Raw genomic sequence first — 13,874 nt, forward strand, 5'->3', positions numbered from 1 at the left:
ATAATCCGAAAGCTTTTATTAATATTAATGTTCCACCTGTTTATGCCAAAGGCATCCCTTTGGGATAATTATTTTTATAATCTTAAACATTGAATAATGAGTGTAAAAGAAAACGCCATCGTAACGGTTTCGTGCGATGCAGACGGGCAGCTTGTGCTGTCTGATAACGAGGGCCATTGCAGTGAGCCGGGGAAGGTTGAGAAATTCGAAACTAATGTAACTCCAAATGGAAAGATTGGTTGGAAAGCTGGTGAAGGAATCCAATCGATTTCGGCAATCACAATTGATTCTGGTGAGGACATTTTTAAAAAATTGCCCCGTGAGAAAGAGGGTAAATGGATAGCCAAAATTGATTGCAAAGAGTCTGGAGATTCAAAATATAGTATTACTTATATTGCAGTCGGAAGTAAGGAACCAGTGACTATTGATCCAGTCATAAGAATTAAACCTCCTGGAGGCTGATGAATAATTTTTGCAAAAATTTGATAGCCTATGTTTTCATAGGCTTTTTTTCCTTTAAGGGATTTGGCCAAGACCAACGTAAGGCCGATAGCCTTATTAATGTATTAAGTAACGGTCACCATTCAGACTCGGTAAAACTTACTTTGATTGCAGAAATAGCTTTCCATTCCAATTCCCCCGATCAAATCATTAAGTATGGAACGAAGGCCTTAACCATTAGTAAGGCCCTGAATCAAGAAATGAAAATTGCTCAAAGTCATGTGCACCTTGGAGATGGTCATCGGCTCAAGGGAAATTTGACATTGGCCATTTCCAATTATTTAAAAGCGGCAGAATTTTATAATGCTGTTGGTGAAATTATCGGAGTATCAACTGTCTACTCCAACCTAGGTAACGTGTACCTGACTGAAGGGAATTATGAAAACTCCAGACGCTATTTCAATAAAGCAATTGATATTTTTAGACAGGAAAAGGATACCTTAAAATTGGCTTCCACTTTGATGAATGCTGGTGAATTGTTCAGGTCGAGCGGAGAGTTAGACCTAGCTCGCAATGCGTTCAAAGAGTCTGGTGAAATATTTGATAAAATGGATTATTCACTTGGTACAGCATATAATCTTGGAAACATCGGTCTGGTGTATGCACAGCAGGGTAAGCCAGAACTGGCAGAAGAGAATATGAATAAGGCCATTGCCATTCTTGAAAGGTTTGGTGATCATTACCCGATAGCCGTCTATCAGACATCACTGGCAGATATTTATGTCGAACGTGGTGAATTCAATAGAGCACTAGAGTATGCAGAAAATAGTTTGGCTATAGGGATTGAAGAAGGTCTGAAAGAACAAATACGTGATGCCAGTCTCAAACTTTCTGAATTATACAAAGTAGTAGGGAATTCTGATCAGGCTTATACTCATCTCAAGCAGTATGTCGTTTATAGAGATAGTATAAACAATGAAGAAACCATTCGAAAAATGGCAGATCTTCGAACCGAGTATGAAGTTGCCAAAAAACAGACCGAGGTTGACCTGCTGACCGATCAGGCCAGATTGAACAGGATAGTCAGTTGGAGTGCGGTGTTTATTATAGCCCTGCTATTGGTATTAACTCTGGCTCTTTTGAAGATATACAGAATTAAAGATAGAGCGGTGCGGATTGTACGCAAACGCAGGCGTGTCATTGCAGCTCAACGCAATCAGCTAGATCAAGTAAATAAGACCAAGGATCGATTTTTCTCAATTATTTCACATGATATCAGGGGACCAGTCAGTAATTTTCAAGGGATTTCCGGTCTGATCAATATCATGGCCGAAAGTAAGGACACAAAAGGGTTGAAACAGCTGGGAACCATGATGGAAACTTCAGCCAGAGAGGTCTCTGTACTGTTGGACAACTTATTGGAATGGGCCTTGAGCCAAGAAGGGAAAATTCCATATCACCCTGAACAAATAGATTTGAATGAGCTTTGTCAATCCAATCTAAATATTATGGCAAACCTGGCTGCTGCTAAGAAGATTAAATTGGAGGCTGAGAAAGGTCAAGAATTTTTTATTGAGGCAGACAGAAATAGTGTCTCCACTATTATCAGGAATTTACTTAGTAATGCAATCAAGTTTACACCGGAAGGTGGTCTGGTGAATCTTGACATCAGAAGGGAAGATGACCATGGGGTTATTATTGTAAAGGATTCTGGAATTGGAATACCACAAGAGAAAATTGAAGATTTGTTTTCATTCAAGGGTATCAGAAGTCAGGGAGGGACCAAAGGAGAGAAAGGAATTGGACTTGGCCTTTCACTTGTGCATGAATTTGTAGGGTTGAATCATGGCAGGACTGAAGTAGCAAGCGAAGAAGGCAAAGGCACTACCTTTAAAGTGTACTTGCCATTATTCATCAATAAAAACAGAGTCCAAAGCGCACCTAGTTCTGAGACATAAACCATTCGCTCCCTTGCCAGGATTAATTGAGCTGATAAGCACCTTTTCAACGAGTAAATGGGCTCGTTCAACAAGCAAAACAATACGTTCAAAGAGTTTTTGAATAGGCTGGATGGAAAAACTCTATATTTAAAGATTAATCCAGAGTTTACCGCATATTTAATGATCGCTCCCGCTCGTCCGAAAAATGAAAAGAAGAGACTTCATGCTTTACGTGATATGGGAATCCTTGATTCCTTGCCGGAAGCTGAATATGATCGTATTACCCAATTGGCGGCCAATATCTGCCAGGTTCCCATCGCATGTATAAGTTTTATTGACAACGACAGAGTTTGGTTTAAATCTCACTATGGTCTAAGTGCAACTGAAATCCCACGCGATGTTTCCTTTTGCGGGCATACAATCAATGGTCTGGGAGAAATCATGCAGGTACCGGATACTAATGCTGATCAAAGATTTTGTGATAATCCACTGACAAAGGGAGAACTGAGTATAAGGTTTTATGCCGGTATATGTATCAAAGATGAAGATCAACTTCCCATAGGCACATTGTGCGTCTTAGGTGCTGAGCCAAAAGAACTGAGCGACACTCAACGAGAGTCCTTAAAATTGCTTTCACAACAAGTAGAGTCTCTGCTTAATCTCCATTACGAAAACCGTCTGTTACATAGTGCTGAAAAGCAAATCCAAGATGGCTCTGATAAGCTTAGCGGCCTACTTGAGCGCGTCGGAGATATGATTTTCGAACTCAATAAAAAAGGTCAATTCTCCTATGTCAATTCAACAATGATGCAGGTCACCGGATTTAGTCAGGCCGAACTACATGAAAAATACTTCTGGGACATTGTTGCTCCTGATCATCGGGATAAGGTTATTTCACATTATCTGGGGATCTTTAAGAGAAAGATTCGATCCGATTATTATGAATTTCAGGCACTGACCAAAAGCGGTATCAAATGGGTCGGGCAAAGCGTAGAAGTCGACTATAAAGGAAATCGAGTAGAACATGCTTACGTGGTCACCAGAGATATTACCGAATTACGTGAGGCTCGAGACAAGCTAAGTCAGAGTGAAAGACAATATCGCTTACTCTCAGAAAATTCACGAGATTTTATTTCACTCGTTGATACAGAAACCAATTATCTCTATGTTTCATCTTCAGTAAAGGAGCTTCTTGGTTATGATGTAGAGGACCTTATAGGTGTTAATGCTTTCGATATCACACACCCAGCAGATGCTTCCAGATTACTTGAACATAAAAGAATTGAAAACGAGGAGGAACAGGATCTGAGGTTTGCTACTTCAAGAATAAGAAAGAAAAATGGCGAATACCTGTGGATGGAGTCAATTATAAAGGCCATTCGGGATGAAAACAATGAAATTACAAGTTTTCAAATATCGGCACGGGACATTTCAGATCGAAAAAAGAAGGATGAGCAAATTGCTCGAAAACAGGCCAAATTAGAGTCCTTAATTCAAAACTCAAAACATGCCGTGTGTATCTTAGATAATAATGGCACGCATCTTAGCTTCAATAAAGTCTATGCCTGGGGGATGAAAAAATTTGCTGGGTTTGTCCCGTTGATTGGAGACAAAATAAATTTCCAAATTCTTAACAAGATTTATCCTGATTTTGAAAAGGCAATTGGCCTGGCTTACAAGAAAAAGGTGTCAAGAGCTTTTTCCATAAGCCATAGTGAAAAAACTTACGAACTTGTTGGTCATTGTAGTCCTATTCATGATAAACAGAATCAAGTAGTTGGTCTCACTATAGAAATAAGAGACGTTACGAACAAGATTAAAGAAAAACAAAAATCCGAGTACCATAAGGAGTGCTTGCACAAGCTTAATGATATCATTACCAACAACTCCCTGGAAGCAGGCAAGCAGATAAGACAGGCGATGGAGGTGACTTTGAATTATTTGGAACTTGACATAGGAGCAGTAAGTATTATTAAGGAAGGGACGTACACCATCTACGACGCACTAGTCCAAGTCCAGGGTGTAGAGATAAAAAGTGGAGATCAGTTCAACTTGAAAGAAACCTATTGTGATACTGTATTTGATTATTCAGGAACACTTACCATTGATAAAACCAATGAAGACGAATTTCGCAATCATCCGTGCTATAAAGGAATGCAGCTAAAATCATTTATTGGGACTTCATACTATGTAAAGGGTGAAAAAAGAGGTACAGTTGGGTTTTCGTCACCCAAACCAAGAGAAACACCATTTTCCAATCAGGAAATAGAGTTTGTGAGTCTTTTTTCGAGATGGGTTGGTTTTCTTATTGAAAGAGATGAATTCAGAGAACAGCTGCTATCTGAAAGTACAGTTTTGAAGGCATTTGTATTTTCGGCTCCAGCAGCCATCGCTATGTTTAATGAGAAACTTGAATATCTCGCAGTGAGTGCCAAATGGATCGAGGATTATCAATTGGAAGAATCGAACATTCTGGGACAATCTTTAGGAGGCCTTTCTCCTTCTTTGAAGAAACAATGGGAGCCAAGACTCTTACAGAGTCTGTCAGGAAAAGTAGATAAAAGCGAAGGCGAGAAAATCAAACTAGAAGGAAGTGAAGAGCAATGGTTGAAGTGGGAAATTAGGCCCTGGATGAAATCAAAAGGTGAAGTCGGTGGCATAGTGATGTTTACCGAAGATATTACTACTCAAAAAGTGCAGGCCGAAGAACTTAGCAAAGCCAAAGATCTGGCCGAACAGGCTTCTAAGGCAAAAGAACAATTTTTGGCCACTATGAGTCATGAAATCCGCACACCGATGAATGCCATTATCGGTGTAGCTAATTTGATGCTACAATCAAATCCTAGGGAAAATCAGTTGGACGATCTCAATTTGCTGAAATTTTCCAGTGAAAACCTACTTTCTTTGATTAGCGACATACTGGATTTCAGCAAAATTGAAGCTGGTAAAATTGCGCTGGAGTCCATAGATTTTAATCTCAAAGAGCTACTATTTGATATTAAAAAATCAATGCAGCTCAAGGCTGAGGAAAAAGGTTTGAATTTGGTCTTAAAATATGATCAACATCTTCCTGAAGTATTTGTAGGAGATGCCATGAGAATTTCACAAGTGATACTCAACCTTATTAGCAATGCCATAAAATTCACTCACAGTGGGTATGTAAAGGTAGAATCCGCTCTGTTGTCCGCAAATGATAAAAGATGTACGGTGAGAATTTTGGTAGAAGATACCGGTATAGGCATTGGGAGGCACAATGAAGGAAATATATTTAAAGATTTTGAGCAGGGCAGAGAGGACACCGCACGAAAATACGGAGGAACAGGACTAGGACTTGCCATTTCCAAAAGGCTAGTCGAACTGATGGGAAGTAAAATCCATGTGGACAGTGAGGATGATCAGGGATCCATATTCTTTTTTGATCTTGAATTGTCATCAAAAGCCAGTAAACAACAAGATCGGCAAAAGACTACTAAAAGTAAGAAGTTGAAAAAGCTCACAGACGAAGACATATATGTACTTGCAGCTGAGGACAATGTTGGTAATCGCATGATTCTCAAGAAGATTTTGGAATCCTGGGGAGTCAAGGTAGACTTCGCTTTTGACGGGCAAATTGCGATAGAAAAGATCAAAAGAAAAGTCTATGATATGGTCATCATGGATATACAAATGCCGGAGATGGATGGGTATACTGCAGCCGAAACCATTCGAAAAATGGATGACCCCTACTTTCAGGAGATTCCGATCGTGGCATTGAGTGCGTTCACCTCTTCTGATATTCTCGAAAAAGTCATGTCTGCTGGCATGAATGACTACCTAAGCAAACCCCTCAAAATTCCGGAACTGCATGCAAGCATAGTCAAGTATAGCAAAGATGTTGAAGCAGTCAAACTTACCGAGACAGACAACGGACCCACTAATCAATTACAAAGAATGTACCCATATCTGTATCAGATTACTGATGGTAATGAGGGTGAGGTGATTGACTTGATAAAAACGATCACAAAGACCGTCCCTCATGAATTAAGTAAGTTGGGCAGTCAATTGGAAGTTAAGCAGTTTGATGATCTGGCTGAAACCCTACACAAAATCAAACCAAACCTGGAGAGTTTGGAGTTAAGTGAGTTGGCTGCTCAAACGGATATCTTGGAGGATGCAGCATTAGATAGCAACAATGACCTTTTACATGATAGCCTTGAAAGTTTTATCACTGAGGTTAGGAGAAAAATTGAAAAAATAGAAGGAAATAAGATCAATGTTGCCCATTAAATGATGTGTACCTAATAGTAGGTATTTTTGCGGTTTATACACTTGTAGATATTCGGAAATGGTATAAAATGAGTATATTGAAATGAGAAAAAGTTGTTGTTATTTCTATTAAGCAAGCAGCAGTGAGAGAGAAAATTAATTATACGCTTGCATGAGGATAGGAATGTAGAAATTAAAGTTAATTACAACTAATAACTAGTTATGTCCTTGGAATTATCGTGCATTGCGATAGATGACGAGCCTGTTGCGCTCAAAATTATCACATCACTTATTGAGAAAACCGAAACGCTTGAATTGCTGGGTACATTTCAGAACCCTGAAGAAGGGATGAATTTCGTTGTTCAGCGGCAGCCGGACATTGTATTTCTGGATGTTCAGATGCCTGGAATATCAGGTATGGACATCATCAAATCCCTCACAAAAAAGCCACAGATAATTTTAGTTACCTCCAATAGCAAATATGCCACAGAAGCCTTTGATTTTCAGGTGACTGATTTTCTCCTGAAGCCGATTAAAAACTATGCACGATTCATGCAGGCTGTTCAGGTGGCTATGTCCAATATTACCAAAGCACCGCCGTCACTTGCATCAAGCGAGAAGCTGGGCATTTTTTTAAAAATTGACTCTGAGCTAATCAATGTTGCATACGATGAGATTCTTTTTATAGAGGCCTATGGAGACTATATCAAAGTTCATACAAGAAATCGGGTACACGTGGTCTATTGCTCGCTGAGTAGCATTGAAAAAAAATTGCCACTTATTCATTTTACAAGGACTCATAGATCTTACATTATCAATACCGGCCACATTCAAAAAATCTATAAAGGAGATGTCCTCGTTGCAGAACGAAAAGTACCTGTAAGCCCCAGGTATAAAAAGGATCTCTTCTCGAATATTGACACACTCTAGCCAATCAACGGTCAAGGGCAATACCGTTGAAAAAATCGGACAATCACTTCCTGCACCAATAAGAAGTGCATGTAAAAATATTCAAATTTATGGTTTGAAATATGGCCGTTAACTTGGATTAATTCGCCATGCCAATCCGCTCTTTCATCTGGCAACTACACCGATTCAACGAGTATCATTTAATCTTCATTGAATGGAAAGAGAAATGATGGATATTTGAATAGGATCTAATTCAAAACTTAGGCAATACACTCTTGCCAAGTGTAGATTAATCATAAACCTGGCCGCTGCGATTTCTGCAATTTCACTAAAAAAAAGAAAATAAGCTATGGTATATGAGCAACTAATAGGAATCAGTAAGGAAGAGAAAGTAGGATTAATACGTGACGGTTTAATTGATGCCGCTCTTTCTTTAGAACTCGTTCTAAATACATCGGTTACTTTTTCCAGCCAACATTTTGGGATAAAGAGTTTAGGTGGTATACCCCAATTTTGTACAAAAAAGGGAGAACAAACCCACCTCATAAAGACTATAGTAAATGGAGGATTGAAAGGAACCTGTTATATGCTTTTTGATAGCAGCGAGTTAAACAGAGTTTGTGATTTATGTCTTCCTAAAGACTTAATGGTTGATCACTCCTATGAGGTAATGCATTCCTTAAAGATTGATTTTTTAACTGAGATTGATAATTTGTTGGCATCGACTATTATCTCCCAAATTGACAATACCTGGGATCAAAGATCGTTGATCAAAACCCCGGACATGTATGTGTTAAGTGGTAAGGAAATAAACAAGCACATCCTCGTAGATTCGATTGGATTAAACTCAGAGGCACAATTTAAGACCACCTTTTACGCTCATGAAATTGGGGTATCTTTCGAATTTATATTCCTCTGCAAGGGTGTACAAGCCAAAAGCTATTTTAGTAATAATATCATGATGCAACCTGAGAATAGCATGCATTTAGGGAATGCGACCATCTCTCACTGTGATAAAATCAAAACAGCAAATCTATGATCACTGAGAAATCAAATGGGAAAAGGGTACTGATTGTTGACGATTCAGTCTACATGCGATCACTGATAAAAAAAACTCTGGTGAAAGCAGGGTATGAAGTGGTTGGAGAAGCCGGTGACGGTGAGACTGCGATAGGTCTGGCACTTGCAATCGCCCCTGACCTTATTACACTTGACAACATATTGCCGGATATGTATGGAACTGATATTCTTAAGTTATTACTAAATAAGGAAGTAAAAGCAAAAATCATAATGATTAGTGCAGTTGGTCAGCACGCCGTGATAGGGGAAGGGCTCAACCTCGGTGCAAGCTATTACATCGTGAAGCCATTCACTTCCGAAACGCTAATTCAAACAGCGAATGCTGCCTTTCAAATCGAAGACTGAGTTTGGCGATTTTCTTGCGTCTATCACAAATTCGCTATCCTCTCAAATTGAAATTATAAGGAGTCTTGGAAAACCGTTCTTTTCACTCTTGAATTAGTCAAAAAACGGCAAATTTTTCAACAGGCAAAAAGTCGTTTTTGGCGACTAGTTCTGCGCAGTCAACGAGAATGCCCTTAATTCCTGCTGTAAGCAGCTTTTTCTACACAACTTTGATTCATACCAAATGGTGAAGCAGCATGAAAATTAATAGCGACACCAACCTATACTATTTAAATCCAACTGGATCTACTCCTTCAATAAGGATTGATTCCAAGCTAGGGGTACTTGAAATAAGTGGCGTGTCGGCACCAGATGACCCGCTCAGTTTTTATGGCCATTTATACACACTACTCAGCAAGTTCGAAGAGGAAGAATTGCAGGTGATTGACGTAAAAATTGCGTTAAAAAAAATCATTGACTCACAGTCATATTTGTTTATTCTGATCAAGAGACTGATCTCATTTTCAAAAGCAGGAAAACAGATAAACATAAGCTGGTACTACGAAAAAAATGCTGAGGAAATACTTCTCACCGGCAAGGACATTAGCCAGCAATATAATTACCCATTTCAGTTTAAGGAGGTTTTCAAAATTAATTATGAACTGTTGAAAGCCGGGTGATCTACACAAGAGAAAATTTGGCATCAAGAAATATTTAGCTGTGCATTCAATAATAAATTAGGTAACAAAATAAATTAAAATGATATGAAAATTGGAGTTACGGTATTAATGGTGGGCTTATTTCTACTTCTTGGTCAAGCGTCATTGGCGCAGCTTGCGGAAAAAATTAGAATCAATGGATATTCTAGTTTTGAATATGAATACATGATATCTGATGAGGGAAAAGGAGATCCTAATGGATCATTTGACGCCGATCTGATTGACATTGTAATTAATGTAGACATTACTTCAAACCTCAGGTTTGCAACGGATCTGACCTGGGAACATGGCTCGGCCTCAGAGGATGGACTCGGCAATGTAGCTGTTGAATATGCCTTCCCGGAATACACAGTCAGAAATTGGCTGAAATTTAGAGCAGGAAAAATGTTTGTGCCTTTTGGAATATATAATGAAATCCATACGGCGAAACCGGCATTTCTTGCCGTCAAAGAGCCTTTGAGTACAAACAAACCGCAAAAATTTGGGGCAGCTGATCGTTTTTATCCAAGATGGGCAACTGGCATTTCAGTGTTAGGAAATTTTTCTATTAAGTCATTTGATTTCGAGTACCACGTGCAATTGAGTAATGGCGAACAAGAGAATACCAACAGATTCGAAGAGGACGATAACAAAGAAAAGGCTGTTGCCATGCGCTTGTTGATGATGCCATTACAGGATTTGAAAATTGGCGTTTCTACTTTTTCAGATAGGGTCAGCGAACTTGACGCCTTAGATGAGGATACCGGTGGCAGAACAAAGGTATTCAGTATTAGTAGTCATGCCGAGTATACAAAAAACAACTTTGGTCTTGAGCTTGAGTATATCACAGGAAAAACCAAACATTCAACAAATGGTACACTTAAGAAAAGTGCATTTGAAGGTATGGTTTACTATACGCTTATGGATAAGATCACTCCGTACTTCAGATACGAGTATTTGGATCCTAACAAGGACGTCAGCAGCGATGAGGCCAACATGTTCAGTTTTGGAGTTAATACAAGAATCGACAAAAATTTCTTTCTCAAACTTCAATACAACAGAACTTCCTCTAGTGCAGACAATTCCAGGTTTTCTGGTGTAGATTTTAGTGAATTCCAATCTGCAATTGTCCTCGGATTCTAATCACAAAGAAAGTATTGTAAACGCCAAATTGTAATGACATGAAAAGCATAAATATATTAATAGTACTCCTTTTAATCCTTTTTTCCCATTCAAATATAGCTGTCGCTCAAACTGATTTCTTGATAATAGCCAACAAAGATGTTAGTCAGGATATCATCAATCAGAACGAGCTCAGAAAGATTTATTTTGGACTTACCACTCAGTGGAAAGGCCAGAAAAAAATAAAACCAACATATTCTGAGATCGAACTTGAAGTTTTCTTGAGTTATATAGAGACAAGCAAGAGGAGCTATAAGAGCTTTTGGACCAAAAAAATATTTTCGGGTAATGGTGTTGCTCCGGTTGAATTCGGGGATGTAAAAAATGTAATCGACTACGTGGGGAATACAAGCGGGGCCATTGGAGTTATACCAATCTCTTTAAAAAACGAGGTGAGTGCTGATTGTAAAATAATGCGCATCGAATGACAGCCACTCTTAGACAATGATTGTGGCATACCTCAATACTATTCTGCTCATTAAAATAGAGCTGACCAACTTATATTCTTATTTCACTTTTATTTAACGAATATGAATTTTTTAAAAAGTTTACTTGGAAAGTTTCTAATTCCATATGTTTTAACAATAATATTTGGTGCCTGGACATACGTTTCAATCACAAATATTGGTAGTCAAACCTCTTTTCAGCAGAATCTGATAACCTTTCAAAATAAACTATTGGAAATCCAGGTTCATGAAAAAGACTTTATATCAAGAGAATATAAGAATGAAGATTATTTTTTGACAGGTAAGAGCAAATATTTACAATCCAACAATGAACTCGTAGATGACTTAATCACCCGTGCAGAGGGGTTTAAAAAATCAGATCACTTAAAAGCTCAAGAAGTCGACTCAGCTGTTGCACTCTTGAATCAGTATAAAACAAACTTTAATCATTTGGCTCAATTGATTAGGGTAAAGGGGTTTAAGAATCATGGTTTTGAGGGAGAGCTTAGAACTGCGATCCATCAGGTTGAAAAATCCTCTCTTCAGTACGATAGATCATATGTGCTGACACTTAGGAGGCATGAGAAAGATTTTTTTCTGCGAAATGATCTCAATTATGCCATTTCATTTAGCGAATCTTTCGACGAAATGATAAATCACATTGAGATTGTGGGCATTTCAAACCCTAAGGAAAGGGACTTGATACTTGACAATCTGGATGAATACTTTTCCAAGTTTTTGAAGATGGTGAATATTCAAAAAGAGATTGGACTAACAGAGAATGACGGGGTTCAATGGGAGCTTCAACTAGCCGTACAAACTTTGGTACGCTATATGGAAACTATGGCAAATGAGTCAAGCCAACTTGCTGAGGCAAAAATTAATCAAAACCTAATAACACTATTCGTGTTATTCCTTCTTATTATTTTGTCTGGGGTTGTAATTGGTTATTTCCACATAGCAGTAATAGCCAAAAACATTAATTTGATAAAGAATAGTTGTGTTACACTCGCTGAAGGCGCTTTCCCTAATGAGGAAAAGGTATTATCAGCAGATGAATTAGGTATGGCTCATGAAGCAATAAATAGACTGACAAAAGGGCTTGAGTCCAAAGCGCAGTTTGCTGTTGATATTGGTCATGGTAACCTGGGGTCGGATCATCAATTATTGAGTGAAAGTGACGTTTTGGGCAAATCCCTTATGATGATGCGTGATAATTTGAAAGATGTCATCTACGAAACGAACCAAGTCGTAAGGAAAGCTGGAAATCAGGGCGATCTTAGTGCCAGAATCAATATTGAAAACAAAGCAGGAGCTTGGAAAGATTTAGGAGGTTCTATCAATAACCTGCTGACTTCTGTGGCTATACCCATATTAAGCGTCAAAGAAATAGTCAATGCCATGGCTGATGGAGATCTAACCAGGCGATATACGGAAGATGCGAAAGGAGAAATATTGTCTTTGGCAGAAGATTTAAATAGTGCGCTGGATAATCTCAATGCGCTGCTGAACCGAATAGCCAAGAATGCGAATGCAGTAGATGAATCTGCTTCAGAGATGCTAACTTCTAGTGAGGAGATGAATGGAAATACAGGAGAAATTGCCTCTTCAATAGCGCAAATGAGCAATGGTGCTCAAACCCAGGTAGCCAAAGTAGATGAGTCCTCAAACCTGGTAGAAGGCATTCTGAAATCCTCTACAGAAATGGGTGAAAGAGCCAAGACGATCAATGAAGGCGTTAACAACGTGGTTACCACTAGCGTGTCAGGTCTAAAAATGTTAGATAAGGTGGTTTCAAATATGGCCGAAATCTCCAGTCATTCAACAAAGACCAGCGAGTCTATGAAAATATTGACTTCTAGATCGAACGAGATTACAAGAGTATTGAGCATGATTACAGAGATTGCTTCTCAAACCAACCTTTTAGCCCTTAATGCAGCCATTGAAGCTGCTCAGGCCGGAGATGCCGGTAGAGGGTTTGCCGTTGTGGCCGAAGAGATTCGAAAGCTGGCAGAAGGCTCAAAAAGTTCGGCACGAGAGATAGAAAATCTGATTGAGGATGTACAAAAAGATACAAGGGAGGCCGCAAGAGTTACCGAAACCATGAGTGAAGGTGTACAGGTTGGAGAGGCGACCTCGAAGGACGCGGCTGAAATGTTTAAAAAGATTGCTGAAAGAGCCGGGCAGAATTTATCTCTGTCGGAAGGAATTTTGACTGCGACCCGGGTTCAGCAAGAAGACATTCGCATAGTAGTATCCAATACAGAAAATATTGTTGTCATTGCTGAGCAAACGGCAGCCGGGACGGAAGAAATAGCAAGCTCCGCGACCGAGTTGTCCTCAGGTATGGAAGTGTACACTCAAAAATCTGAGCGACTCACCAGAATTGCAGACGAACTAAAAACAGAGGTAAGTAAGTTTAAACTATCAGAGAACAGTAAAAAGGAAAAAAACTTAGAGACACCTCTCCCCACTGACGCAGCAGCCACAATAAGTCTGAATTAACTTATCAGTACTTCTACATACCATTTTGAAAAAGCCTCTGGCTCTGTTCTAGATGAAAGGGTTAATAGATAAGAGGTCATTTTTCTAAATGGCTGAAAGGCCTC

The 13,874-nt window shown here is 39.0% G+C and carries 10 protein-coding genes; all 10 read left to right on the forward strand.

The genetic code is table 11. The features are described 5' to 3' along the window. The first annotated feature begins 96 nt into the window (after positions 1-96). Positions 97-462: a hypothetical protein gene (locus tag ABJD64_RS02900; RefSeq protein ID WP_348177230.1), complete on the forward strand. Its 366-nt coding sequence runs from the start codon at positions 97-99 to the stop codon at positions 460-462. After that, the gene (locus ABJD64_RS02905) at positions 462-2,399 is read left to right on the forward strand and encodes a tetratricopeptide repeat-containing sensor histidine kinase (protein ID WP_348177232.1); all 1,938 of its coding nucleotides are present in this window, start codon (positions 462-464) and stop codon (positions 2,397-2,399) included. Before ABJD64_RS02900 ends, ABJD64_RS02905 begins: the two co-directional genes overlap by 1 nt. Positions 2,400-2,456: 57 nt before the next feature. Next, on the forward strand, positions 2,457-6,647 hold the full coding sequence (locus ABJD64_RS02910) for a PAS domain S-box protein (protein ID WP_348177234.1): 4,191 nt from the start codon (positions 2,457-2,459) through the stop codon (positions 6,645-6,647). Positions 6,648-6,848: 201 nt separating this feature from the next. Then, a complete protein-coding gene (locus ABJD64_RS02915) occupies positions 6,849-7,556 on the forward strand; it encodes a LytTR family DNA-binding domain-containing protein (protein WP_348177236.1) in 708 nt (235 codons plus the stop codon). Positions 7,557-7,884: 328 nt separating this feature from the next. Further along, entirely contained in the window at positions 7,885-8,574 is a 690-nt protein-coding gene (locus ABJD64_RS02920) for a hypothetical protein (RefSeq protein ID WP_348177238.1), read from the forward strand. Continuing rightward, on the forward strand, positions 8,571-8,960 hold the full coding sequence (locus ABJD64_RS02925) for a response regulator (RefSeq protein WP_348177240.1): 390 nt from the start codon (positions 8,571-8,573) through the stop codon (positions 8,958-8,960). Before ABJD64_RS02920 ends, ABJD64_RS02925 begins: the two co-directional genes overlap by 4 nt. 236 nt (positions 8,961-9,196) lie before the next feature. Beyond that, on the forward strand, positions 9,197-9,619 hold the full coding sequence (locus ABJD64_RS02930; protein WP_348177242.1) for a SiaC family regulatory phosphoprotein: 423 nt from the start codon (positions 9,197-9,199) through the stop codon (positions 9,617-9,619). A gap of 84 nt (positions 9,620-9,703) precedes the next feature. Further along, entirely contained in the window at positions 9,704-10,780 is a 1,077-nt protein-coding gene (locus ABJD64_RS02935) for a porin (protein ID WP_348177244.1), read from the forward strand. A 38-nt stretch (positions 10,781-10,818) separates the two neighbouring features. Then, the gene (locus ABJD64_RS02940; protein ID WP_348177246.1) at positions 10,819-11,247 is read left to right on the forward strand and encodes a hypothetical protein; all 429 of its coding nucleotides are present in this window, start codon (positions 10,819-10,821) and stop codon (positions 11,245-11,247) included. Positions 11,248-11,349: 102 nt separating this feature from the next. Beyond that, positions 11,350-13,770: a methyl-accepting chemotaxis protein gene (locus ABJD64_RS02945; protein ID WP_348177248.1), complete on the forward strand. Its 2,421-nt coding sequence runs from the start codon at positions 11,350-11,352 to the stop codon at positions 13,768-13,770. The last annotated feature ends 104 nt before the right edge of the window (positions 13,771-13,874 follow it).

The sequence above is a fragment of the Reichenbachiella sp. genome (assembly GCF_039944555.1).
Lineage (GTDB): Bacteria > Bacteroidota > Bacteroidia > Cytophagales > Cyclobacteriaceae > Reichenbachiella.